Genomic DNA, 24,147 nt, shown 5'->3' on the forward strand with positions numbered 1-24,147 from the left:
AAACAGTTAAAGTTGGGTTGAATGCGCGCGACTGATGAGCAACTCGGTCAACAACCGCACCGGACGTCCGGTTGCGCCTTTTTGCGGACCGCTTCGCCACGCGGTGCCGGCAACATCCAGGTGCGCCCATGGGTAGCGGGTTGCGAAATGCGAGAGAAAGCAGGCTGCCGTGACACTCCCCGCGCCCTTCGTGCCGATGTTTGGAAGGTCGGCGAAATTGGATTTAAGTTGTTCTTGATACGCCTCATCCAAAGGCATTCTCCAGGCGCTGTCTCCTGAAGCATGAGCTGCCTGCAGCACCTCGTTGCCCAACGCCTCATCGCTCGCGTACAGCCCACTGTGAACGTGACCGAGTGCCACGATGCAAGCTCCGGTCAGCGTGGCTACGTCGATCACGGCGGCTGGTTCAAAGCGCTCGGAATAGGTCAGGGCGTCACAGAGAATGAGGCGTCCCTCTGCATCGGTGTTAAGCACTTCTATGGTCTTGCCGAGCATACTGGTGATCACGTCACCCGGCTTAAGGGCGTTAGGCCCCGGCATGTTCTCGCACGCAGCAATGACGCCGATGACGTTCAGCCCCAGCTTCATCTGCGCGGCTGCGCGAAGGGTTCCTATGACTGCGGCTGCGCCACACATGTCATATTTCATCTCGTCCATGGCGTCACCCGGCTTTAGGGATATGCCGCCGGAATCAAAGGTGATGCCTTTGCCCACCAGCACCACGGGGGCTTGCGTTGCTTGTGCGCCGTTGTGTCTGATCACGATAAATCGAGGAGGCTGCGCGGAACCTTGAGCCACTGCCAGGAAAGCATTCATTCCCAATGCAGCGATTTGCTCTTGGTCCATGACCTGCACTTCAACCGGAAACTGATCGGCCATCGTCAGTGCAGATTCCGCCAGATAGGTCGGCGTGCAAATATTCGGCGGGAGGTTCCCGAGGTCACGGCACAGATCGAGACCATCAGCGATGGCCACTCCGCGAAGCACCGAAGCCTCTGCTGCGTCGTGCGCCCCATTGATCATTAAACGGACGTGATCCAGGGGGCGACGTTTTTCACCTTGGCTGCTTTTGAGCGCACCGAACGTATAGTAAGCGTCCCGAAGCGCGAGCACCGAGGCCAGTACCTGACACTCGTCGCCAACCGTAACCGTGGTTGCGCTCAGGCACCATACCGCATCCGAGCAGCCACTGATTTTAAGCGCGTCAGCGCCTGCACCCAATGCTTTTTTCAGGTTTTGTTGCGTGAGATTGGCGCTTTTGCCCAGGCTAACCAACAGCACTCGACGCGCTTTCAGACCGCGCGGCGCATGTAGCAGAAGCGTCTTGCCGATTTCGCTTTCCAGTTCATCTGCTTCAGTCACGCGGCGGAGCAAGCCATCGGTCAGGTGGTCGAAGGCCTTCGCGGCGCCTGACAAATCATTGCGGTTGATTCCCAGCACCAGGCATTCGGTCTGTACCTCGGCCAAGTAGCGCGCATCTGGAACATCTTGAGTTAGAACGAAATTCATGTCCGAAGTTACCTAAGAATTAAGTACAGCCTCTCGCGAGGGGTTTATGCATTGACGCAATGGATATTCAAGCGACAGCAAACTGAGTCGGCGCGAAGGCCAGATGCAGTGCCCTGTGGAAGTCTTCGAGTAAATCGTCGATGTGTTCAAGCCCTGCATGAACCCGCACCAGATAGCCCTCAGCCGCCGGTTTGACGCTTCGCTCGGGTGTTCCTACCGGCACGACAAGGCTTTCGAATCCGCCCCAGGACAGTCCGATACCAAATAGCTTCAGGTTGTTGAAAAATGTACTGATCTGCAGTGGGTTTTGGGCGACCAGGCGAATGCCGAACAACCCGCTGGCACCCGTGAAGTCGCGTTTCCAGATGTCGTGTCCCGGATCGTTCTGGAGCGCCGGATGCAGTACTCGGGCTACCGCGCTATTGCTTTCCAGGCTCTGCGCCAGCATCAAGCCGTTTTCCCAATGCTGGCGCAGGCGCACCGGCATGCTTCGCAGACCACGCAGGGCGAGGAAGATGTCATCAGGGCCAGCGGTTTCGCCGAAATCATGGGCGCTTGCTTTCAACTGGGGCCAGGCACGAGCGTTAGCTGTTGCTGTCCCCAATAAGGCATCCGAGTGACCCACGATGTACTTGGTAGCCGCTTGAATCGAGACGTCTGCACCGTGCTCGAAAGCCTTGAAGTAAAGAGGCGAAGCCCAGGTGTTATCGATAATCACGATAGCGCCTACGGCGTGAGCCGCGGCGCTGATTGCAGGGATATCCGCTACCTCAAACGTCAGCGAACCGGGCGATTCCGTGAATACGACCTTGGTGTTTGCACGCAGCTTCGACTCGATTTCGGCGCCGCACAATGGGTCGAAATATTCAACATCGACACCCAGACGCTTGAGCACACGATCGGCAAACATCCGCGTCGGACCATAGATATTATCCGTAATAAGGATATGGTCACCCATTGCGACGAACGCCAAGAGTGAATGGGTGCAGGCCGACAATCCGGACGGGAATACAAGCGCATGTTGTCCGCCTTCCAGTTCGGCAATGGCGCTTTCAAACGAATGGGTCGTTGGGGTGCCAAATCGACCGTAATAGGCGTATGGATTGCCATCCTTCTTATGCGCCTGCCAGGCTTCAAAGTTTTCAGCGAGCACTGTCGAGCCTCGAAACACCGGAGTGTTCACCAGGCCGGAAAACTTTTCTGGGGTACGTCCCGCATGAATACAGTGTGTTTCGATGTTGCGCATTTCAAAGCACCATAAGATGGAAGGTGATGAAATATTACATGCGATCACGGCGAATATTTTTGCATTCTATACTGCATATAAAACTATAATTAGAATATTATTCTTAAAACGTGCTGCGAGAGCGAAATGGATAAATTTGACTTGGCGATTCTGGGAATTCTTCAGGCGGACAGCACCCAAGCGGTAGGAGCCATTGCTGATCAGATTGGCTTGGGCACTACTGCATGCTGGAGACGTATTCAAAAACTTGAGGACGAGGGCGTCGTTCGCAAGCGTGTCGCGCTCCTCGACAGTGCAAAACTGAACGTTGCCGTAACCGTTTTCGTCTCCATCAAAACCAACCAGCACAGCGCTTCCTGGTTACGAACATTTCATGAGCGCGTGGCGGCGATCACCGAGGTCATGGAGCTTTATCGAATGGCCGGTGATACCGATTATCTGGTGCGCATCGCAGTGCCGGACATTGCAGCCTATGACGCGGTGTACAAACAGCTGATAGAGATTCCGGGCCTCTCGGACATCAGTTCGAGTTTTGCCATGGAACAAATCAAATACACCACTGAGTACCCGCTCAAATACGCCCCATGACTGCTTTTCCCTTAGCGTCAGGTCGCCATCGGATCAACAAGGTTTAAACAACAAAAAAGGGGCCTACCCCCTGCACAGGAGTCAATCGATGTCTGAAGTCAAACACGCCAGGGTCATTATTCTCGGTTCCGGCCCAGCCGGTTACAGCGCGGCGGTCTACGCGGCCCGTGCCAACCTGAAGCCATTGTTGATCACGGGCATGCAGGCCGGCGGCCAGCTGACCACCACCACCGAAGTCGACAACTGGCCCGGCGACCCGCATGGATTGACCGGCCCCATATTGATGGAGCGTATGCGAGAACACGCAGAGCGTTTTGAGACCGAGATCGTGTTTGATCACATCCATGCAGCTGATCTGGCCGGCAAACCGCTCACGCTTACGGGGGACGACGGAACTTACACCTGCGATGCGTTGATCATCGCCACCGGTGCCAGTGCGCGCTATCTCGGGCTGCCCTCCGAAGAGGCGTTTATGGGCAAAGGCGTTTCGGCGTGTGCGACCTGCGACGGTTTCTTTTATCGCAACCGTGAAGTAGCCGTTGTGGGTGGCGGCAACACGGCAGTCGAAGAAGCGCTTTACCTGGCCAACATTGCCAGCAAAGTGACGTTGATCCATCGACGTGAGACTTTCCGTGCAGAGAAGATCCTGATCGACAAGCTGCACGCACGGGTTGCCGAGGGCAAGATCGAACTCAAGCTCAATGCCACGCTGGACGAGGTGTTGGGTGATGCGATGGGGGTGACCGGCGCTCGTCTGAAGAACAACGATGGCAGTAGCAGCGAGCTGAAACTGGACGGGGTGTTCATCGCGATTGGCCATACACCCAATACGTCGCTGTTCGAAGGTCAACTGGCGCTTAAAGACGGTTATATGGTGGTAAAAGGCGGTCGGGATGGCAATGCGACAGCGACCAGCATTGAAGGTGTATTCGCGGCAGGCGACGTAGCAGACCACGTCTATCGTCAGGCAATTACTTCTGCCGGAGCGGGTTGCATGGCGGCCCTGGACACCGAGCGTTACCTGGATGGTCTGGCAAGCGCTTCGTTCTGATCTGCGCGACGAGTTGAAAACATCGACATTATAGGCTGACTAAAGACGCAACGATCAAAGAAAACGCTCTCTATGGAAAGATAGAGAGCGTTTTTTGTTTTCTCGTAAAAACAAAAACGCCCCGAACAAGTCGGGGCGTTGGCGGGCCAGGCCCTCAGTACGTGCTCATACCGTCTGTGTTGTATCTGCGTTGCTTAGAAGTCATACGTAAACGTCACGCGTGCGTTTCTTTCGGGACGTACACCAATGTAGAGCGGAGTGGCGGAATACGAATACAACGTGCGATCAAAGATATTTTTCACGCCAAGTGTCAACGACCAGTCTTTCTGACGATAGAAAACCGACGCATCGGTTTGTGCGCCACCTGGTAGATCAAAGTAGTTGAAATCGTTCGGGCTGCCGTTGACCGTAGCGCTGTAAGCGTTAACGCCAATACCGGCTCCCAGACCTTTCAACTGACCTTCGAGCAGTTCATAAGACGTCCAGACACTGGCCGAGTGCTTGGGTTGACCAATGGTTTTGGGGGTGGCCGAAAACGTTGGGTCAAAACCCTCTGACGGAGGTGGCTCGGCAAAATGGGTGTAGGTGTAGCTGGCGGCAATTGCCCATCCCGGTACAATCTCACCACTCAAATCAAAGTCAATCCCTTTAGACTTGAGCCCTTGTGAACCCGTTGTACGGCCGAACCCATCGGTAACGGGGACGCCGGTTTCTTCCATTTGGAAAATGGCGCTCGTGAACGTCAGCGCATCGTCGTTCAGCTTGATCTTGACACCCAGCTCTTTGGAATCACTTTCCAATGGCGGCAGCGGCGTATTGGTTGTTGCGTCCAGGGTGTTGTTCGCCTGGAATCCCTTGGTACGGTTCACATAAACCGTAACGTCAGGCGTTACGTCGTAGCTGAGGCCATAGCTTGGAACCCATTTTGCACTTTTGAAGGAATCTTTGGTGCTGGTTCCCAGCAATTCGGCAGGAATTTCATCCGGGTTGTTCGGAAGGTAGTTCTTTAACTGGCCATCGTACAGCGTGCGCCGCGCCGCAAGCATAACGTGGGTCCGGTCACCGAGCTTGATCAAATCCTGGAGCAATAACCCCTTCTGAGTCTGTAGATAGTCACTGGTGTGATAATAATTAGGCGATGAATAGCCAAACTTGGGAAGATCGAAATCGGTGCCGTCATTGATGTTTCCGGCCGCCGTTATCCGGACGTCCGTATCGAATGAGCTTGTGGTGTAGCGTTGGTAATCCACCCCGGCCAGCAACCTTTGCTCAATAAACCCTGTATTCAGGGTGTAAAGGATGTTGTTCTGCGTGCTTGCCGCATAAGTAATGGCGCCCGCCTGAAGCCCCGTCGAGCTGATCGCTCCGTTGGGTCCATATCCCGGCGCCCCTCCGCCGCCGCCATTGGGCTCCCACACGTGAATTTGGTATTCGTTGCGCGAATAGGTCGCCTTGCTTTCGAACGTCAAGTTGTCGTTGAACGCATGGCTGAACTCGTAGTAGCCCGTCTTGGCATTGGAGGCTATACGGTCGTCCTTGCCGGTGATGCGGTAGTTGGAAAGTTTCTGTACATGCCCGTCAAACAGGTAGGTCGCAGGCCCAAGTGCCCGGCGTTGACCCTGCAACTCTGCACCCACGGTAAAACTGGTGCTGTCGTTTTTCCAGCGCAAAACCGGAGCAATATAGTCGCGACGGGCACCGTTGTAGTCTGGCTCACTCTCGGGTGAACGCATGTGTACGATATTGAGTCGGTAGCTGAAAGCTTTGTCCGCAGTAATGGCATCGCCCAGGTCCAGGGCTTGCTGAAACTCACCCTTGTCGGTGACATCCAGACGCAGTTGATGCAGCGGGGCAGTGACAGGCGCTTTACGCACAAGGTTGATGGCACCCGACGACCCCGCGCTCCCGGTCATGATCGAATCGGGACCTTTGATCACCTCAACCCGATCAATGCCTTCTATGGGGGTAGAGCCGGTGCCCACGTCTGGAACACCGTTGGTACTGGTATTGGGAATAGCAAAACCACGAATGTAGAACTGCTTTGTACCCCGGTTGGTGTCCCAGGTGGTCACACTGCCTGAGCTGCGCAAGGCGTCCTCAAGCGATGAGGCTTGGCGATCTGTCAGCAATTTCTGGCTGATGACCTGCACTGAGCGAGGGGTTTCCTGGATCGAGGTGTTGCCTCGCATCGCGCCAGTGGCACTACCAGGGTTGTAAACTTCGCGGTCTTCATACTCCGCGGTACTGCTGACAGTAATGTCGGGAAGTTGTGCATCCGTGTTTGCCACCAGAGGCGCCGTTGTAATGGCAGGCCTGATTGGTGCCTGCTCAATGGTCAGCGTCCCATTACCAGTGATGCCTAACCGCAGACTGCTGTTTTTCAAGGCCTGAGCAATCGCCTGTTCAGTGGTGAGCTGACCCCTGATTACCGGCGCCTGGAAGGCCTTTGCGAGCGCGGGATCGAAAGAGATTACCCTCCCACTCTCGCGAGCAATCACCAAGAGCGATTGATCCAGTGGGCCGGCCGGAATATTGAACTGCATTCGCTGCACAACGGCGTTTGCCGGTGCAGAGACAGCAAAACTAGTGGGTGCAGCTGCGTAAACCAATGACACGCTCAACGCTAGTCTTGCCAAAATGAAAGGTGACACCTTACGTTTCAAGCTCATCTTGCTCTCCCCCGAACACACTCAATAAGTACTTGCAATCAATCTGTGCGACGAGAGAGAGAAAGTGACAGCCCAGCAACCGAAAAACTTTTTTCTCCTGCTGCGCTGAATGCGACTTTGCGGCTCGAAAGCCTGTGGTTGTGGGTGCAATCCAGAAACGCGCTATGAAACTTTTCTCGATGCCTACCTTGGGTATTCGGCAGGTTGGTAGCGTCGCTTGAGCGACCTTTCGAAAATAGTACGTCAGCTAGGCTTAAAATGAGGATGACAGCCGACCGGTGTCTGCCAAACCGCGTACGGACCCGCAATTTCAATGCCCACCCAGGAAATACGCACTGGGTACTTTTGGCACATTGAATCCCATTTGCGTAAATCGACGAGAAATTAGGTAACGAGTTCTACAGGGATAGATAAATTCGAAATTTATTGCGGCCCTCCAGTTTTCTGGTGACGTTTTGCGCGTTTAAATGGTGCTAACCCTCATTTAGAGCCTCAATTGAGAGCACTAGGCCTGCCAGACTTGCATGATGATGGCAGGACAGGCGCTGGACTTTGAGATTGGCTTGAAAATTGCGTTTCAGTTGTCGCTGACACATTTTGATTACAAATGTGTGAGTCCTCAATTTTTCACCGTTGACTAGGTGCTTTTATGGCCGCAACTGACGCAGTGCTTCGATCTGACTTTTTGACCGTCGTCTTCCGCAGCGACTACAGCTGGTTGGCAGCTCGTTTGCGTTACAAGCTGGGATGCCGACACAATGCCGAGGATGTGGCTTGTGAAACGTTCACTCAGCTGGCGGCCATGCCGACCCCGCAGGATGTAAAAGAGCCGCGCGCGATGTTGACCACTATCGCGAATAGGGTCATGTATGAGCTTTCACGTCGGCGTGATCTTGAACGTGCCTACATGAATGCTTTGGCGCTGATGCCGGCGGCGACCCATCCATCTCCCGAAGATCAGCATCTTTTGATGGAGTCTCTGTTGGCTGTGGACAAGGCGCTGGAAGGATTGCCCGTGAAAGCGCGAATGGCTTTTTTGTATAGCCAGATAGATGGTTTGACATATGCCGAGATCGCGTCCCGCCTGGGCGTCTCCGCAAGTATGGTGAGGCAATATATGGCTAAGGCACTTAAATGCTGCTATCTGGCAGCGTCAGAATGAAGAAAAGCGTCGACACGATTGATGACATCGCCGAGCAGGCTATCGAGTGGATGGTGTACCTGCGATCCGGTGAGGCAACAGCAGAAGACGAATCTGCGTTTCTGACGTGGCGCTCGGAAAGACCCGAGCATGAACAAGCCTGCGCTCGAATTGAATCCACCCTCGGAAAAATGCCCTCGCATTTATCAGCAGTGGCGCCGCAGAGCGTCCGTAGCGTTTTGCTGGCACCGTCGCGAAGAAGAGAGTTTTTGCGCACTGCTCTGGGTATCGCGGTAGTGGGTACGATGGGGGGGTGGTTGGTCAATCGCACTTATCCAGTCGGTGACATGTTGGCCGACGTGACTACCCGCACATCTCAGCGCCGTACACTACAATTGTCCGATGGCAGTTCGCTGACACTCAATGCACGCAGCGCAGCGAACATCGACATCGATATGCAGTCTGGACGCAGAATAATACGGCTGGTGGCGGGTGAAATGATTTTGGACGTCGCCCCCTCCCAGCAGCCATTTCTCGTTCAGATTGGGCGAGCTCGCATTGAGGTTAAAGACGGCAGATTTTCATTGCGCGAAATGAGCGACGGTTTCAGAGTTGCGACTCTAAATGGAGGCGTTAGCGCGACAGCGAACGGTAGTACCAAACTACTGTCAGGCGGCCAGGGGGCCACACTGGGACCTGGAGGCTTCAGAGTATTTCCGGTCTCCGTGGGGGCCGAGTCGAGCTGGATACGAGGTGTGCTTGAAGTCAATGACCAGCCGCTTTCCGTCGTCATCGATGCTCTGCGTAATTACCGTACGGGCATTGTCCGCCTCGATCCGGCTGCCGCCTCATTGCGAGTCAGCGGCCTTTTCCCGTTGGACGACACAGATTTTGCCCTTGAGGCACTCGCGCAGACCATGCCTATCGTCGTGCGTCGCACTACCGGTTATTGGGTAAACATCAGCGGCGCTTAAGCCGCTGCTCCCCCCACGGCTGTTCCCCCCTCAGTTGCTCCCTCCTCTCCCCCACGCGTTTTCGCGTCTTTCTAAAAAAATATCTGCTGACCACTGTCACTTTTCCTTTCTCGTCGCACATAACCAATAAGAATAACTTTTAGAGCGGTTGCCATCGTGCTTAAAGCATCGTTTTCCAGGCTTAGGTCGAGTCCTTTGGTAGCTGTTGGACTGGTCGTCGCCTTTGCGGGTAACAGCATCCAGGTATTGGCCTGTGATCTTGATAGTCATCGCGACTATGCAATTGATGCGGGCTTGTTGAGCAATACGCTGCTGGATATCGGACGCATAAATGGCTGCGTAATCGTTTTTGAACCTGGCTTGATTGTTGATAAGCGCAGTAAAAGCGTTCGAGGCCGGCTCACAGGTTATGAAGCCGCGCGCCAAGCGCTGGATGCCTCGGGTTTCGAGCTCTCGCGGACCGCTAATGGCACGCTCAAGCTGCTTCCCAACTACATAAAGATAAGAAATGCAAAAGCGGAGACAGGCGTGTGAGCAATCTCAATTTACCGGGCGGCCAGCTTCCTCATGCGCGAGGCTGGGAGTCATGCGCCAATGTCGAAGCGGCAGAGCCAAAGAAAAATCGGCTGCCCATTATCGCAGCCTTCTGCGTGGCGCTTCTGGCCCATGTGGGCGGGCTCGCACTTTTGGTTACACAGGTGACCAAGCGGGAGCTGACCATGGAGCAAGCCGCTTCCGTAAGCGCCGTACGCGTAAGCCTGGTTGCCATACCGCCTCCGCCACCGGTCGTGATTCAGCCGCCGGTTGAGGAGGCACCGGCGCCGCCGACGCCTGCCGTGCTGACCAGCGACGCCTCGGCGCGCACCATCGAGCAAGAGCCACCCAAGCCCAAGCCAGTGGAAAAGCCCAGGGAGGTGAAGCCTGTGCCTAAACCCAAGCCTGTCACCAAACCTGTTCCGAAAAAACCGGTTCCGGTGGTGGAGCAAAAATCAGTCGAGCCAACGCCACCCAGTGAGGCCAAACCTGATCCAGCTTCTACCCAGGCGCAAGCCGCACCCGTCGCGCCGAAGATGATGGATTTGCCAACGGCAGCGCCGAAGGACGTGCCGTCTGTGGGGTGTCGCGTTCCGGCACCAGCCTATCCACGCAGGGCGAAGCGCTTACACGCTGAAGGTCAAGTGTTGGTGCGTCTTGAGATCAACCCGAAAGGTCTGGTGCAGCGAGCCGACGTGGTGCGCAGTAGTGGCAATGAAGAACTTGATGAATCGGCTGTCGCGGCTGTCCGCGGCGCGGTTTGCAACCCTTATGTAGAAGGTGGACAGGCCATCTCGGTTCGCGCTGTGCAAACCGTTGACTTCCGTCTGAGCAACTAACCACTCGATCGTGATCGAGCGCTAATGAGAGAGGATTGACCATGCAAGAATTAGGGTTGGCCTATGCCTGGCAAACAGGGGATATGGTTTCAAAGACCATTGCCATCGTGTTGTTGATCATGTCTGTGCTGAGCTGGGGCGTGATGATCATCAAGACCGTACAGTTACTTAAGTTACGAGGTATGACGCGCCGCGCAGTCACATCCTTCTGGCGAGCTGAAAGCTTCGACTCGGGTGTCGAGCAGTTGAACACTGGCCCAGGCAATCCGTTCGTGCACCTGGCCCAGGTAGGTGTTGCTGCCAATGCACACCAACAGCAGCAAAGTTCGCAGCTCAACAGCCGTTTCGATTTGAGTGATTGGCTGGGGCGCTGCCTGAAAGACGTTTTGGAGGAGCATCTGTCTCGACTGCAAATGGGGCTGGCGATTCTTGCTTCGATCGGCAGTACGGCGCCGTTCGTAGGTCTGTTCGGGACGGTCTGGGGTATTTACCACGCGCTCAAGGTGATCGGAACCACTGGCGATGCGTCGCTGGCGCAGGTCGCTGGTCCGGTAGGCGAGTCGCTAATCATGACCGCGTTCGGTCTGTTCGTGGCGATTCCTGCGGTGCTTGGCTATAACGCAATCTCGCGTCGCAACAAAGGTGTCAGCCACGCGCTGGCACGCTTTGCGCACGATCTGCATGCGTACTTTCTGACCGGCGCGCGGGTCAATGTTGAGGAAACCTCCCAGGGTGTGCCTGCCGGTACGACGGACAAACGCTTCGCCAGCGCGACTGTCGAGAGGACAGGGTCATGAGCATGGGGTCGCAGTTCGAAGCGGATGACGTGATGTCGGACATCAACATGACGCCGTTGATTGACGTGATGTTGGTGCTGCTGATTATCTTCATCATCACGCTGCCAGTGATTAATCACGCGGTGAAGCTGGAGCTGCCCAAGGCAGACAGCCATGCGATGGAGAAGCAGCCCGATGCCATTGATGTCTCCATCACACCCGATGGCGCCATTTTATGGAACAAGGAGCCGGTCAACGATGATCAGCTCAAACAGCGCATCGCGGTGGCGGCCGTTCAGGACCCAACCCCGAATGTGCGGCTGTTTGCAGACAAGGAAGTGCGCTACGAGCGCGTTGCCGCTCTTCTTTCAGCGGCCCAGGGCGGTGGCTTGAGCAAGATCGACTTTGTGACCGAAGCCAAACCTACTACGCCCTGAATTTACCGGAACGTCTATGACCAGCGCCAATATCGCCGCTGCACGGCCATCTCTCGCCCAGCTTTTGTTGCCTTACTGGGTGTCCAAGGACCGCTACTGGGCGTGGGGGCTGGTGGCAATAATCCTGTCGATCAGCTTTGGTGGGATTTACGTGTCACTGCTGGCGACCGAAGTGGTTGCTCACACAACAGACGCCTTGGTTGCGCGTGATTGGACGACGCTGTGGTCGACTTTAATCTTTGGCTTTGTTCTGGGATTGCTGATGGCTGCTCTGGCAATCCTGAGTTATGCCGCTCAAGACTATTTGCAAATCCGATGGCGTGCCTGGCTTAGCCACAGACTGATCGACCGATGGACTGCGCAACAGCGTTTTTATCCGGTGGAGCGCGATGGCCTAGTGAGCAACAGTGATCAGCGAATTGCCGAAGACATAGACGTATTCGTACAGCGCTCTCTGATGCTGACCCTGGGCGTGATTACCGTGCCCGTTAGAGCAGTGACTTTCGGTACAGTGCTCTGGCAGTTGTCCGGGGTGCTGAGCCTGCAATTGGGTGCACGCACAGTGGAAATCCCCGGCTACCTCCTGTACGCAGCAGTTATTTATTCATTGCTCGGTCTTGTGATCGCCCACTGGGTGGGCAAGCCATTAATCGCATTGAATATTCACAAACAAACGGTAGAAGCCGATTTTCGCGCCCTGGGAATGAATTTGCGAGAGAACGCTGAACAGATTGCGTTCTATCGAGGGGGGCCACAGGAGGGACTGCGGATGATGCAGCAGTTCCGGCAGGTACAGCTCAATTTCATCGCGTTACTAATAAGAATCTGCAAATCATCTATGGCCAATTCGGCTTATCTTCAAGTGGGTAGCCTCGTGCCTACCGTATTATCGATGCCGCGCTATTTATCTGGGACCATTAGCTTGGGCGGTCTCACTCAAGTTTCCGCGGCGTTTGAGAAGGTCAGTTCATCACTGAACTTCTTTGCCTCAAGCTACGTTGACTTCAGTATCTGGCTTGCCTCGGCAAATCGGTTGCGTGATCTACAAGCAGCGTTGCATGGACTCGAAACGCAAGTCCCTGGCATCACGCTGCGTTTTTCAGATAAGCCCGTCATCGCAACCTCAGCCTTGACCCTCACCAGCCCCCTCGGTGAAACGCTGAGTCATACGCCAGCGCTGTATATCGAGCAAGGCCAGAGTTGGGTCGTGCGTGGCCCATCCGGTGCAGGCAAAAGCACCCTGATGCGAGCATTGTCTGGCCTATGGCCGCACGGCAAAGGCTGGGTGCAGGTGCCGGACAGCAGCGTTTCGCAGCTATTCGTCCCTCAGAAAAGCTACATTCCTCAGGGTACGCTCAAAGCAGCGCTGTGTTATCCGGATGTTGATTCGCGCTTCGATGATGACCAATGCCGCCAGGCTTTGATCGACGTGTGCCTTGAGGCGCGAGCTGATGCGCTGACGCAGAATGAGGATTGGCAGAACCTGCTTTCGGGGGGCGAGCAACAACGCCTCGCGATCGCGCGCGTATTGTTGCAGCAGCCAAAATTGGTTTTCTTTGATGAGGCTACCAGCGGGCTTGATCCCGCCACGGAACGGTACATCTATCAGCTGTTATTCGCGCGTCTTTGCGAAAGCACCATTATCAGCATCAGCCATAACCGCGAGTTGGATGCTCTCTATTCGCATGCGCTGGATATTGCACCGGCTCTTGATTCAAGGGCTGCTCAAGACGCAACTACTCATCTACCGGTGCGCCCATGAACCGCCCGGTTGACAGTCTCGGTTCATCAGGCATGCGTCCTTCGATAGGAAGGGTTATCGGCGCATTCTGGGTGTCCGAAGAAAAATGGCTGGCGGCTGGGTTATTTGCCATCTGTGTCTCGATCACGTTGGGCGCGGTTTACGTTGCAGTCTGGGCAAACCAGGCGGGCGGGAACCTGGTCGATGTGTTGGTACAGAGGGACTGGCAAGCAGTGCTGCCTGTCTTATTGCTGAATTTCGCGCTGGCCCTGACCTCTCCCTTGCTGATGATCCTTAATCTTGCTGTACGTCAAGTGCTGGAGTTGCGTTGGCGCACCTGGCTTACCCGCAATTATGTAGAACGATGGACCCAGCAGAATCGCTACCTTGAACTGGAGCGCGACGGGACGCTGACCAACGCCGATCAGCGGATCGCTCAGGATATTGCTGAACTCGTCGACATCACGCTGACTAACGTGCTCAATTTTATTTACATGATCGTGAGTGCGGTGTCTTTTGGCGCTGTGCTGTGGGGCCTTTCGGGAGAGTTGTCTTTCAGCATCGCCGGGGCAGCCATCGTTATTCCTGGCTACCTATTGTTCGCTGCGCTGGCCTATACGGCCGGGCACCTGGCTGTTGTGCATTGGGCCGGCAAGTCGCTGGTGGGCCTTAATAACCATAAGCAAACCGTGGAAGCAGACTTTCGTTTCCTCGGCATGCGCTTGCGCGAGAACGCTGAGCAGATCGCGTTTTATCGCGGTGGCGAAATCGAGCGTGGTCGCTTGCTGGCTGCCTTCGCACGCGTTCGCAGCAACTGGACAGCCATCATAAAACGCACGTCGAAGATGATGTTTGTCCGCGATGGATACTCAGAAACCTTTTCTCTGTTGCCGTTGCTGCTGGCGATTCCTCGTTACATGAGCGGGGACATCAGCCTCGGCGATGTGGCGCGTATCCAAGGTGGGCTAGGAGGCCCCGGAAACGGAGCATTTGGCGCGATGACCGCGACGTTGAGCCTGTTTGTGCAGGCCTATCCGGCGTACACCCGTTGGCTGGCGCTGATCAATCGGTTGCGAGATTTCAGTTGGGCGATGAACAAGCTCGACGCTCGATCTCGTACGATTGAGCTGCATGCCGGCGAAAATCACCTGGTGTGTAGCAATTTAGACTTGCGCAAGCCTTCAGGTGAGGCTCTGCTCCAGATGCCGTTACTGCAGATTGAGGCTGGGCAACGCTGGGTGATCAAAGGCGCATCTGGACGCGGTAAAAGTACGTTGCTGCGTGCCATTGCCGGCCTGTGGCCCTACGGCAGCGGGACCATTGCGACGCCTGAAAAATGGAAGGTGACATTTGTACCGCAACGTAGCTACGTCCCTACCGGCCCACTGAAGGCAGCATTGTGTTATCCAGGCCAACCGCAAGCGGTGTCCGACGAGCGCTGCCGGCAGGCTTTACTGGATTGTCATCTGGATAAATACGCAGTCGACCTGAACCAGGAAGCGGTTTGGCAGCGCAAGCTTTCAGGGGGTGAACAGCAACGTCTTGCCCTCGCCCGCCTGCTGATTCATCGGCCCGACCTGGTGTTTCTGGACGAGGCCACCAGCGCGCTCGATGGCGAGACCGAGCGGGCCATTTACGCCACCCTCTTAACCCAATTGGCCACCAGTGCAATCGTCAGTGTGACCCACAGAACGGCACTGGACAGCCTGCACAGTCACGTCTTGGACCTCGACACGGTGTCGCAGCCCTCCTCCCCCGAGCCTCAGCGCTAATGCGCGTGGAGAGGCTCGTCCTGAAATTGGAGCTATAGATGAATCAGCAGTTCGCTTATACAGAGGAACAACTGGCAGAGATCGCACAAGGCCTGATCGCAAAGGCGTTACAGTTGGGTGCCAGTGACGCCAAAGTTTCGATTTCAGAGATGTCAGGGCTCAGTGTCGAAGTCCTGGACGGACGGGTCACAACCCGTACTGCGCATACGCAAAGTGGTATCTCTCTGACGGTGTTCAGAGGCCAGCGTCAAGGCTTCACGCATTCCACTGATTTCAGTCCTGCCAACGTGCAGCGAATGGTGAGCGCTGCATTGGATATCGCTCGCTATGCCAGCGAAGACCCCGATGCATGCTTGGTGGACAGCGCGCAACTGAGCACTGTCGAGATGGATTTGCAAATGGACAACCCCTGGTCTCTGGATATAGAGCAGGCGCTGCGCTATGTCAGGCAGGTAGAGGATGGGATTCATCGGTTGGGTGCCGAAGTCCGCAGCGATGGTGCAAGCCTTGAAACCGCCCGTTCGCAAATGCTGCTGGCGACCTCCCAAGGCTTTTGCCGTAGCGCAAGTCGCACCGATCACAGTGTCACGGCGAATGTTATTGCCAGCCGGGATGAACAGCGCAAGACCGACTCCTGGACAGATTACAGCACCTCATCGCGTTTGCTTATGGCGCCGGAGCGGGTGGGTGAGATAGCTGCACGTAGCGCTATCGAATCGCTCGGCGGCCGCTCGCTCACCTCACGCAGTTGCCCGGTATTGCTGGCGCCGAGGGCGGCCCACAGCCTGATTCAACATTTTTCTCAGGCGGTCAGTGGCGGCGAACTCTCCAGAGATGCGTCGTTTCTACGCGAAAGCCTTGGGCGCAGCATTTTTGCCGAGCACCTGGATGTTTTCGAAAATCCGTTCCAGTTACACGGGACGGCAAGCGGCTGTTTTGATGCCGATGGTGTAGCAGGCCAACAGCGAGCGGTGGTTGATCAGGGCGTAGTGCGCGGTTACTTCCTTTCTGGCTACACCGCCCGGCGTTTAGGCATGGTAAGCACGGGTAATGCCCAAGGCGCTTACAACCTTAGCCTGAAAAGCCGATTGACCAAGCCGGGGGACGACCTCACCACAATGCTCGGAAAGTTAAATAACGGGCTGTTTATCACTCATTTGATAGGGGATGGCGTGCGTCTGGCGACCGGCGACTACTCACGTGCCGCGCAAGGTTTTTGGGTGGAAAACGGCGAAATACAGTTTCCGGTCGACCAGGTCACGGTGGCGGGAAATCTGTGTGACATCTATGCCGGCATCCTGGCCGTCGGCAGCGACAGCATCACGCTGGGAAACATCAGCGGTGGTTCGATTTTGATCAATGACCTGCGCATCGGCGGGCAATGACTTTTAACGCAGTAGCACTGGAGTAGTACTCATGAGCGAAATGATTCAAGACCTGACCCTGAACAATTTCGACGCACAGGTCACCGAAGCTGACCTGCCGGTACTGGTTGATTTCTGGGCGCCGTGGTGTGGCCCCTGCAAAATGCTTGCGCCAATTATTGACCAACTGGCCGAGGAGTACAGCGGACGCCTGAAAGTCATGAAGTGCAACATGGACGAGGTCAATGCCGAAGATCCGGAAGCGGCCAAGACGCGCTTTCAGGTATCGGGTATCCCGGCGCTGGTCATCTATCAAAACGGTAAAGAAGTAGCACGTCACGTGGGGGTTCAGTCCCGACTGCGGTTGCGCGGTTTTATCGACAAAGGGTTGGCGTCCAACGCCGACTGATCCTTCATCCCATCTGACGCTTTCAGCCCGGACCTTCAATGAACGTATCTCATACCAAAGTGGATAATCTGCAGGCCGCCCGAACGCTGCTGCTGGAGCCGTATGGCCTGAATGAACAACACCTGACGCGCGTGCTGGACAGTGTCATGGAGCACCGTGTCGACTTCGCCGACCTGTATCTGCAATCCGTCAAGCGCGAACGCTGGAATATTGAAGGTGGTCTCATCAAGTTCGGCTCCTTCAGCGTCGATCAGGGTTTCGGCTTGAGGGCGTTGGATCACGATCAAAGCGCTTTCGCGTATTCACAACAAATCAACGAGCGCTTTATGATGGACGCTGCTCGTTCGGTACGCACTATTGCAAGGCCGGGTGGCTCTAGGGTGCAAGTTGGCAATCTGCAGACCTCACCGCAGAGCGCCTACTCCAACGCTGACTCCATAGATTCGGTGGATACAGAGGCCAAGATCGCTATTTTGCAAAGCGTTGACCGTATAGCCAGGGCTGTAGATCCGCGTGTAGTCGATGTGTTCGCAATGATAGAAATCGAGCACGAGACCCTGCTGGTCATGCGGCATGACGGCCGGTTGGCTGCCGATGTGCGTCCGATGGTCGCTGTCCAGATGACCGTAATGGTCGCGAGTGGCAATCATCGCGAAATGGCCAGTACCGGGCTGGGTGGGCGGTATGCATTTGAGTTTCTTGATGAGAAGCGCATTGGCGAAGAGCTTAAAAAGCTTGTCGAGGGTGCGTTACTTAACCTGGACGCTATCCCAAGCCCAACCGGCAGCATGCCCGTGGTGCTGGGTCCGGGATGGACCGGGATATTGCTGCATGAAGCCATGGGGCATGGGTTTGAAGGAGACTTCAACCGCCTGGGCACTTCCGCCTATACAGGACGCCTGGGCGAGCGTGTTGCTCCCAAAGGCGTGAACATTGTCGACGATGGATCGCTGCCCGGCTATCGCGGCTCGCTGAATATTGACGACGAGGGCGAGGCCGGACAATGCACGACGCTGATCGAGGACGGTGTGCTGTGCGGTTACATGCACGACAGTCTCAGCGCCAGGTTGATGGGCATGTCGCCTACCGGAAACGGTCGCCGACAGTCGTACGCGCATCTGCCAATGCCGCGAATGACCAACACCTTCATGCGCAACGGCGAGCTTGAACCCGAAGAAATTATCGCTTCAGTCAAGCGCGGCTTGTATCTCGCGGAGCCGGATAGCGGCCAGGTCGACATCGTCAGCGGTCAGTTCACCTTCCAGAGTGCGTTGGCCTATCTGATCGAGGACGGCAAGTTGGTAGCCCCGGTACGTGGCGCAACCCTGACCGGTAATGGTCCGCAGACGCTTAGTCAGATAAGTATGGTCGGCAACGATATGGCGCTGGACCCAGGCATGGCGGTATGCGGCAAAAAAGGCCAGACCGTTCCCGTCAGCGTCGGTCAGCCGACGCTAAAAATCGACAACCTTATTGTGGGCGGAACGGCCTGAGCCGTATCCGGAGGAACTGAATAATGTCACTTGTCAGTTATGAACGCCTTGGCGCAGTCGCGATTTTTCAACTCAACAACCCTCCGCTCAACGCGTTCAACGAAACGTTGCTGGATGATTTTTCGCAGGTTCTTGAGCGCTACAACCAAGACCCTCAAGCACTGATCGCGATTGTCTGCGGGCAAGGAGATGACTTCTCAATCGGCGCATTGAAAAGTGAGCTTGGAGTGGTTTACAACAGTGATGCCGCACGGCCGTTGATTGAAGCGGTTGAAGTCAGCAGCAAGCCGTTGGTTGCTGTACTGCATGGACGTGTCTTTGGTGCAGCATTGGAGCTTGTCCTGGCGTGCCAGTGGCGCCTGGCGACCGCCGATGCGTTGGTCGGCGCTCCCGACATTCACATTGGCCTCCCACCGGGCGCCGGCGCCACCCAACGCTTGCCACGATTGATTGGTGTGGCACCCGCGTTCGAGTTGTTGATGTCCGCAGATCCGATCAATGCTGATCGCGCGCTTGAACTCGGGCTTGTAGACGGTTTGCTGGACCGCACCTGGCAAGAGAGACCGGAAGAGATATTGGCCTGGACAGCTGCTCATCCAAACCCCGTTCCTTGCCGCTATCGTGAGTCGTTACAAGCGCATACCCCCGTCGATTATTTAAAAGACTTCAAGGCCCGACAGACTCCGGATTTTTTTGCCTATAAAGGTAAAACCGCGATTTTGCAGTTGTTGGAGACCGCGCTTTGCGGTGACTTCGATAGCGGATATGCGCTGGAAGCAGACCTTTATGTGGATGCCGAGCAGTCCGGTCAGAGCATGGCTTTGAAGGGCGCCTTCGATAATGCCGATGCAGCCGCCTGGGGACCTCTATATCAGCCGGATGCAGAGCCGATTGAGTTGAACGGCATCACATTGACAGGCGAAAAGTTGCCACTTGGTTGTCGCCTGGACAGTCCGGGACCTCTGCGGTTCTGGGTGCAGCAAGTTGCCGAATCGGACCCCGTTCTGGTTAACCTTTCGGCCAGTGATGTGTGGCTGGATTTCAGCACCGACAGCCAGCCCTGCCGATTAAAAAGGTACGCCGAACTTGCGGGACAAATGAGAAAGGGAGGCGTCATCGTTTATGGCGTTCGCGACGGTCAAACCGTAGATATGGATACACTGCCCGAACAGATAGAAGGCCATCCGTTATTAGCCGCGTTCTCTTACGGAGAAGGACCGCTGAGCCTGTTGCAGTTTGTTAAACGGGAAACTGACCACCTTGACTCAGTTCGTATGGCGGTCAAGGGGGCGAGCGCCATGGGCTACGCATGCTTGCACTCCACAGGCACAACGCCGTTGGGCAAGGTGTTGATCGACCGCTGGGCGGCCGACCTGAAAAGCCTGTGGGCCGCCGGAGTCAGTCACGACGATACAGTTCGGGTGGCCAATAACTTCGGGTTGCCTCTGCCCCCTGTTGAGTGGCTTGCAAAATCGTCGATAAAAGACGTCTCGACCGTGCCGATGCTGGACGATGAGTCATTGTTACGGGCAGTGCTGGCGTCAATGGCGAACCAGGGATGCAGGCTGTTGGACGAAGGGTTGGCAATGCACCCGGATGATATTGATATGATTTTCACGCGGGGTTACGGCTACCCTCCCTATCAGTTCGGACCGATGGCTCACTGGTCAGCGGACGTGGTGCTCCTGCATGACTCGTTACTGGCGTTCGCTGAGCAATTTGGTCCCACATGGGAACCTGCCTCGATGCTGAAGCGCATGGCAGCCGAACAGCGTTAAGCAGCCATACCATTACTCCCATGAGCCCTCCAGTGCCTGACTTTGGAGGGCTTTGTCAATTCTGCCCTCTTCTCTCGATCGGTTGGCACCGTACGCTGTTGGTAAACATAGAGAAAATGACTACTCTGCGCGAACATCCAACAATGGATCAAGGTGCGACATGATCAGAGAACTGAAGACATTTATCTGCGTTGCACAACGGGGCACCTTTGCAGCAGCGGGCCAGCAGGTTGGGCTGACGCAATCCGCCGTCAGCGCCCAGATTAAAAGTCTCGAAGAGGCACTGGGGGTCAAACTGTTTGATCGGACCGGGCGCTCGGCCACCATCAATTCCGCGGGCCAACGTGCCATACCTTTGGCTGAAGAAATCCTGCGGCTTTTCGGGCGAATGGGCGCCGCCGACAGCGCCAATGACTTCCATGGCGCACTACGCATCGGCGCAATCGGTACGGTCCAGACCGGGATCCTGCCGCAAGCGCTGGTGGCCTTGAAATCGCAGGCCCCGTTCATCGAAACCAACCTTGTACCGGGCGTTTCGTTAAATCTGCTCAGCCAGGTCGACGCCGGAGAGCTGGACCTGGCCATCATGATCAAACCACCGTTTTCGCTGCCCAAAGACCTGCATGCAGAAGTCATCGCGCGCGAGGCCTTTGTGCTGATCACCGCTAAAGATGTTGTAGGCGACGACCCGCTGGCGATTCTGGCGGAACAGCCCTTCGTACGCTATGACCGCGGATCATTTGGCGGACGCCTGGTCACCCAGTTTCTCAAGCAGCAAAAAATCCATGTGCATCAGGCACTGGAGCTGGATGAACTGGATGCCATTGTGAAAATGGTGCGCAGCGGGCTCGGCGTTTCGCTGGTACCCAAGGCGGGTCTATGGCTTGAACATGTGGAGGACGTCAGGGTTCTGGACCTGCGCAAGCTGACGTTTTTCAGAGAAATCGTGCTGGTCTCAAAATATCGGCAAAAGCATTCACCGCTGTTCAACATCTTCCGGGCCTGCGTGCTGGATGCGGTGTGATGCCTGCCGAACGCATGCCTGCCTCGAATAATCAACCTTGGTGGCGCGAGCATTTGCGCCGGAAAGCGAACCGTTGTGGTGCGGCACGAACAACAATGGTGCAAAACCCTTAATAACCACGTGACTCATCGAAATTATTCGTGCTCAGAACACACAATTTGCGCTTTTCCCCACCGTGTTTCCGGATAAGAATTGATTCAGATCAAAACAAATCAATAGGAAATCACCGTGAGCCTCTCCCCTTTCCATCTGGCAATTCCCGTCTACGATCTGGCCGCCACACGTCACTTCTACGGTGAGGTGTTCGGTCTTTCCGAAGGTCGCTCCAGTGACCAGTGGGTAGACTTCGATTTCTACGGCCATCAGTTGGTCATCCATGAACACCCAAAGACTGCTTCGCAGGAAAGCGTGCACAGCAACCCGGTAGACGGCCACGACGTACCGGTTCCGCACTTCGGCATCATCCTGGAGTGGGCGCAATGGGAAGCGCTGGCAGAACGTTTGAAAGCGCGCGCAACCAAATTCGTGATCGAACCCTACATTCGCTTTAAAGGCCAGGTCGGCGAGCAGGCCACCATGTTCCTGTTCGACCCGTGCGGCAATGCGCTGGAGTTCAAGGCGTTCAAGGACATGAGCCAGCTGTTCGCCAAGTAATCTGTGGTTCAAGCGACCGTCGCCATTAGAGCGGCGGCGCACTCTCAAGCCGTGAAGCCTTGCTGTGTTGCGCCGGATACCTGTGAAAGCTCGTGCTTTCTCTGTCTCGCTGCACGCGCCTGGCCGATGCTTTGCCTGCCGCGCGAGGATAGAGAACACTATGTCCGACCTCAGTCGCATGTTGGATGAGCCGCCAAGGGCGTCGCTCTCCAACGTTAAATGGCACTTTGAGCCGTGCGGTGATCGCTGCGTAATCCTTATATTTGGCAGCGTATTTTCGATTGAGCTCAACCGCGAGGCCGCTTCGGTCGGCAGCCAATTACGCACCCTGGCCGCTCAAGGCCAACTGCCAGGCGTCACGGATGTTGTGTCTGCGATGGTGACCGTCGGCGTTCATTACTCTCCCGAGTCAATTGCCAGCCTTTACCCCGGTGTGTCGCCTTATGAATCGATCTGCACACTTATGACCGAGCGTCTCAAGGGTTCGCGCAGTGCTGGCGCAGCGATCGGCGCCCGCCTCGACATTCCGGTGTGCTACGACGCGGAATTTGCCCCGGACCTTGAACACATCGCGCAGGCCGGCGGCCTGACCGCCAATGAGGTGATCGCCGCTCACACGGCCGACTGGCTGGATGTGTTGATGGTCGGTTTCGCGCCAGGCCATCCGTACATCGGCATGCACGACAGCGCCCTGTCGCTGCCGCGTCGCGCGACACCGCGCACGCTGGTCAAGCAAGGCAGCATCGGCGTCGCCAACCGACAAAGTGTGATTTACCCGGCTGATCTGCCCGGCGGCTGGAACCTGATAGGGCGTACACCACTGCCGATGTTCTCGCCTTTGAGTGAGCCGCCGTGTGTTTTACAGGGCGGCGACCAAGTTCGATTTGTACCCATTACCCGCCATGAGTTTGATCTGCTGGCTCGGGAGCACGCGAAGTGACCATCAAGGTAATCAGACCCGGCATGCTCTCAACCTTTCAGGACACCGGGCGGCATGGGTTCCAGCATTGGGGCGTGCCCGTGACCGGCGTGATGGACGAGGATGCACATGCCCTGTGCAACCTGCTGGTCGGCAACCCTCGCACTTTCAGCACGTTGGAAATGACCCTCCAGGGCCCGACGCTGCACTTTCAGGCCAAAGCCGTGATTGCGCTCGCCGGCGCGGACCTTGGCGCCGAGCTGGATGCGGTCCCGCTCAAGCCCGGCGTGGCAGCCCTGGTGTCGCCAGGCAGCACCTTGAGTTTCGGCAAACGGCGACAGGGTGCCCGCGGCTACCTCGCGGTAGCTGGCGGCTTTTTGCTGCAACCGCTGATGAACAGCACCAGCACGTACACCCGGGGCGGGTTCGGCGGGGTGGGCGGCCGCGCACCGCAAGCCGGGGGTTTAATCCCCATTTGCTCATCGTTTGCCACCCCCCCCCGCCTCAGCCCGCGCTCCCACTTTGGGTTGTATGAAGCGGTTGCCTGCGAACCGATCAGAGTGATCGCTGGCCGGGAATGGAAGGACTTTTCCGCCGAGTCCCAAGCGCACTTCGTAAACCATGACTACACCTTGAGCGGTGACTCAGACCGCATGGGCTACCGACTCGATGGCACACCGCTGACATTATCTTCGCCCAAAGAGCTGTTATCCGAGAGTGTCACGTTCGGCACCGTCCAAGTGCCTCCCAGCGGCAAGCCGCTGATCTTGATGGCTGACCGCCAAACAACCGGCGGCTACCCACGGATAGCCCAAGTGGCCAGCGTCGATCTACCCCGACTGGCGCAGTTGCTGCCGGGCGACACGTTGCGATTCTCACTCATAGAATTGAGCACTGCCGAAGCCTTGCTGCTCACCCGCGCTCGCACGCTCAAGGCGATGGAGGCGTTCAATGCCTGAAACAGATTTCAACAGCGACCTTGGCGAAGGCGCAAGCCTTTATCGCGCAGGCGACGATGCGGCGATTCTTCCACACCTCACCTCAGCCACTATCGCCTGCGGGTTTCACGCCGGGGATTCGCGCTCCATGCGCGCGACCGTGGCGCTGCAGCGTTTGCCAATGCGATCAGGCAAGCACCCACAACGTTTACCCATAATAAAAAGGAAACACCCATGCCTCGTGAATTAACCCCCTCGTTTTAACTGCCGAGCTTAAAACCTCGTCTGAGA

Annotated in this window: 22 protein-coding genes; 19 read left to right on the forward strand and 3 right to left on the reverse strand. The window is 56.2% G+C overall.

Annotation, left to right across the window (positions count from 1 at the left end):
- Window positions 1–6: 6 nt before the first annotated feature.
- A complete protein-coding gene (locus tag AO240_RS17355) occupies window positions 7–1,509 on the reverse strand; it encodes a leucyl aminopeptidase (protein WP_099237746.1) in 1,503 nt (500 codons plus the stop codon).
- A gap of 67 nt (window positions 1,510–1,576) precedes the next feature.
- On the reverse strand, window positions 1,577–2,755 hold the full coding sequence (gene metC / locus AO240_RS17360) for a cystathionine beta-lyase (RefSeq protein WP_099237748.1): 1,179 nt from the start codon (window positions 2,753–2,755) through the stop codon (window positions 1,577–1,579).
- Between the two features lie 126 nt (window positions 2,756–2,881).
- Between metC and AO240_RS17365 the strand changes: the two genes are divergently transcribed.
- Window positions 2,882–3,343 carry an Lrp/AsnC family transcriptional regulator gene (locus AO240_RS17365; protein ID WP_099237750.1) on the forward strand — a complete coding sequence of 154 codons (462 nt, stop codon included), beginning with the start codon at window positions 2,882–2,884 and terminating at the stop codon, window positions 3,341–3,343.
- Window positions 3,344–3,431: 88 nt separating this feature from the next.
- On the forward strand, window positions 3,432–4,394 hold the full coding sequence (trxB, locus tag AO240_RS17370; RefSeq protein WP_099237752.1) for a thioredoxin-disulfide reductase: 963 nt from the start codon (window positions 3,432–3,434) through the stop codon (window positions 4,392–4,394).
- A gap of 194 nt (window positions 4,395–4,588) precedes the next feature.
- Here the strand turns inward: trxB and AO240_RS17375 are convergent, their stop codons facing one another.
- Window positions 4,589–7,063, reverse strand: a complete 2,475-nt coding sequence (locus AO240_RS17375) for a TonB-dependent receptor (protein WP_099237753.1) — start codon at window positions 7,061–7,063, stop codon at window positions 4,589–4,591.
- A gap of 649 nt (window positions 7,064–7,712) precedes the next feature.
- On the opposite strand from AO240_RS17375, the gene AO240_RS17380 reads away from it, so the two are divergent.
- The 17 genes from AO240_RS17380 (at window position 7,713) to AO240_RS17460 (ending at window position 24,106) form a co-directional block, all read left to right on the forward strand.
- Window positions 7,713–8,225, forward strand: coding sequence for a sigma-70 family RNA polymerase sigma factor (locus tag AO240_RS17380; RefSeq protein ID WP_099237755.1), 513 nt, complete (start codon window positions 7,713–7,715; stop codon window positions 8,223–8,225).
- On the forward strand, window positions 8,222–9,178 hold the full coding sequence (locus AO240_RS17385; protein WP_099237757.1) for a FecR domain-containing protein: 957 nt from the start codon (window positions 8,222–8,224) through the stop codon (window positions 9,176–9,178). The genes AO240_RS17380 and AO240_RS17385 overlap by 4 nt, the downstream gene beginning before the upstream one ends.
- 156 nt (window positions 9,179–9,334) lie before the next feature.
- Window positions 9,335–9,712 (forward strand): STN domain-containing protein, encoded by a 378-nt coding sequence (locus tag AO240_RS17390; protein ID WP_177445833.1) that lies wholly within the window; start codon window positions 9,335–9,337, stop codon window positions 9,710–9,712.
- Window positions 9,709–10,551, forward strand: a complete 843-nt coding sequence (locus tag AO240_RS17395) for an energy transducer TonB (protein WP_099237758.1) — start codon at window positions 9,709–9,711, stop codon at window positions 10,549–10,551. Before AO240_RS17390 ends, AO240_RS17395 begins: the two co-directional genes overlap by 4 nt.
- Before the next feature lie 41 nt (window positions 10,552–10,592).
- Window positions 10,593–11,348 carry a MotA/TolQ/ExbB proton channel family protein gene (locus AO240_RS17400; RefSeq protein ID WP_256585989.1) on the forward strand — a complete coding sequence of 252 codons (756 nt, stop codon included), beginning with the start codon at window positions 10,593–10,595 and terminating at the stop codon, window positions 11,346–11,348.
- Complete coding sequence (locus tag AO240_RS17405; protein ID WP_099237760.1) at window positions 11,345–11,764, forward strand: biopolymer transporter ExbD; 420 nt, start codon at window positions 11,345–11,347, stop codon at window positions 11,762–11,764. Before AO240_RS17400 ends, AO240_RS17405 begins: the two co-directional genes overlap by 4 nt.
- Window positions 11,765–11,780: 16 nt before the next feature.
- Window positions 11,781–13,526: an ABC transporter ATP-binding protein/permease gene (locus tag AO240_RS17410; protein WP_099237762.1), complete on the forward strand. Its 1,746-nt coding sequence runs from the start codon at window positions 11,781–11,783 to the stop codon at window positions 13,524–13,526.
- Window positions 13,523–15,277 carry an ABC transporter ATP-binding protein/permease gene (locus tag AO240_RS17415; protein WP_256585977.1) on the forward strand — a complete coding sequence of 585 codons (1,755 nt, stop codon included), beginning with the start codon at window positions 13,523–13,525 and terminating at the stop codon, window positions 15,275–15,277. The genes AO240_RS17410 and AO240_RS17415 overlap by 4 nt, the downstream gene beginning before the upstream one ends.
- Before the next feature lie 38 nt (window positions 15,278–15,315).
- Window positions 15,316–16,662 (forward strand): TldD/PmbA family protein, encoded by a 1,347-nt coding sequence (locus tag AO240_RS17420; RefSeq protein ID WP_099237766.1) that lies wholly within the window; start codon window positions 15,316–15,318, stop codon window positions 16,660–16,662.
- A 31-nt stretch (window positions 16,663–16,693) separates the two neighbouring features.
- Window positions 16,694–17,050, forward strand: a complete 357-nt coding sequence (gene trxA, locus AO240_RS17425; protein WP_099237768.1) for a thioredoxin — start codon at window positions 16,694–16,696, stop codon at window positions 17,048–17,050.
- 38 nt (window positions 17,051–17,088) lie between these two features.
- The gene (gene tldD, locus AO240_RS17430; protein WP_099237770.1) at window positions 17,089–18,543 is read left to right on the forward strand and encodes a metalloprotease TldD; all 1,455 of its coding nucleotides are present in this window, start codon (window positions 17,089–17,091) and stop codon (window positions 18,541–18,543) included.
- 23 nt (window positions 18,544–18,566) lie between these two features.
- Window positions 18,567–20,321 (forward strand): enoyl-CoA hydratase-related protein, encoded by a 1,755-nt coding sequence (locus AO240_RS17435; RefSeq protein WP_099237772.1) that lies wholly within the window; start codon window positions 18,567–18,569, stop codon window positions 20,319–20,321.
- A gap of 160 nt (window positions 20,322–20,481) precedes the next feature.
- Window positions 20,482–21,345: a LysR family transcriptional regulator gene (locus tag AO240_RS17440; protein WP_099237774.1), complete on the forward strand. Its 864-nt coding sequence runs from the start codon at window positions 20,482–20,484 to the stop codon at window positions 21,343–21,345.
- A gap of 228 nt (window positions 21,346–21,573) precedes the next feature.
- Window positions 21,574–21,999, forward strand: a complete 426-nt coding sequence (locus AO240_RS17445; protein WP_032885513.1) for a VOC family protein — start codon at window positions 21,574–21,576, stop codon at window positions 21,997–21,999.
- 160 nt (window positions 22,000–22,159) lie between these two features.
- Window positions 22,160–22,939, forward strand: coding sequence for an allophanate hydrolase subunit 1 (locus AO240_RS17450; RefSeq protein ID WP_099237776.1), 780 nt, complete (start codon window positions 22,160–22,162; stop codon window positions 22,937–22,939).
- Entirely contained in the window at window positions 22,936–23,877 is a 942-nt protein-coding gene (locus AO240_RS17455) for a biotin-dependent carboxyltransferase family protein (protein WP_099237779.1), read from the forward strand. Before AO240_RS17450 ends, AO240_RS17455 begins: the two co-directional genes overlap by 4 nt.
- Complete coding sequence (locus AO240_RS17460) at window positions 23,870–24,106, forward strand: LamB/YcsF family protein (protein WP_256585978.1); 237 nt, start codon at window positions 23,870–23,872, stop codon at window positions 24,104–24,106. Before AO240_RS17455 ends, AO240_RS17460 begins: the two co-directional genes overlap by 8 nt.
- Window positions 24,107–24,147 lie beyond the last annotated feature (41 nt).

The organism is Pseudomonas sp. ICMP 460 (genome assembly GCF_002723595.1).
Taxonomy (GTDB): Bacteria; Pseudomonadota; Gammaproteobacteria; order Pseudomonadales; family Pseudomonadaceae; genus Aquipseudomonas; species Aquipseudomonas kitaguniensis.

Bases quoted from the DNA above. Each gene is read 5' to 3' on its own strand.
- AO240_RS17355 (WP_099237746.1), bottom strand. From the start codon at position 1,509: ATGAATTTCGTTCTAACTCAAGATGTTCCAGATGCGCGCTACTTGGCC.
- metC (WP_099237748.1), bottom strand. From the start codon at position 2,755: ATGCGCAACATCGAAACACACTGTATTCATGCGGGACGTACCCCAGAA.
- AO240_RS17365 (WP_099237750.1), top strand. From the start codon at position 2,882: ATGGATAAATTTGACTTGGCGATTCTGGGAATTCTTCAGGCGGACAGC.
- trxB (WP_099237752.1), top strand. From the start codon at position 3,432: ATGTCTGAAGTCAAACACGCCAGGGTCATTATTCTCGGTTCCGGCCCA.
- AO240_RS17375 (WP_099237753.1), bottom strand. From the start codon at position 7,063: ATGAGCTTGAAACGTAAGGTGTCACCTTTCATTTTGGCAAGACTAGCG.
- AO240_RS17380 (WP_099237755.1), top strand. From the start codon at position 7,713: ATGGCCGCAACTGACGCAGTGCTTCGATCTGACTTTTTGACCGTCGTC.
- AO240_RS17385 (WP_099237757.1), top strand. From the start codon at position 8,222: ATGAAGAAAAGCGTCGACACGATTGATGACATCGCCGAGCAGGCTATC.
- AO240_RS17400 (WP_256585989.1), top strand. From the start codon at position 10,593: ATGCAAGAATTAGGGTTGGCCTATGCCTGGCAAACAGGGGATATGGTT.
- AO240_RS17405 (WP_099237760.1), top strand. From the start codon at position 11,345: ATGAGCATGGGGTCGCAGTTCGAAGCGGATGACGTGATGTCGGACATC.
- AO240_RS17410 (WP_099237762.1), top strand. From the start codon at position 11,781: ATGACCAGCGCCAATATCGCCGCTGCACGGCCATCTCTCGCCCAGCTT.
- AO240_RS17415 (WP_256585977.1), top strand. From the start codon at position 13,523: ATGAACCGCCCGGTTGACAGTCTCGGTTCATCAGGCATGCGTCCTTCG.
- AO240_RS17420 (WP_099237766.1), top strand. From the start codon at position 15,316: ATGAATCAGCAGTTCGCTTATACAGAGGAACAACTGGCAGAGATCGCA.
- trxA (WP_099237768.1), top strand. From the start codon at position 16,694: ATGAGCGAAATGATTCAAGACCTGACCCTGAACAATTTCGACGCACAG.
- tldD (WP_099237770.1), top strand. From the start codon at position 17,089: ATGAACGTATCTCATACCAAAGTGGATAATCTGCAGGCCGCCCGAACG.
- AO240_RS17435 (WP_099237772.1), top strand. From the start codon at position 18,567: ATGTCACTTGTCAGTTATGAACGCCTTGGCGCAGTCGCGATTTTTCAA.
- AO240_RS17440 (WP_099237774.1), top strand. From the start codon at position 20,482: ATGATCAGAGAACTGAAGACATTTATCTGCGTTGCACAACGGGGCACC.
- AO240_RS17450 (WP_099237776.1), top strand. From the start codon at position 22,160: ATGTCCGACCTCAGTCGCATGTTGGATGAGCCGCCAAGGGCGTCGCTC.
- AO240_RS17460 (WP_256585978.1), top strand. From the start codon at position 23,870: ATGCCTGAAACAGATTTCAACAGCGACCTTGGCGAAGGCGCAAGCCTT.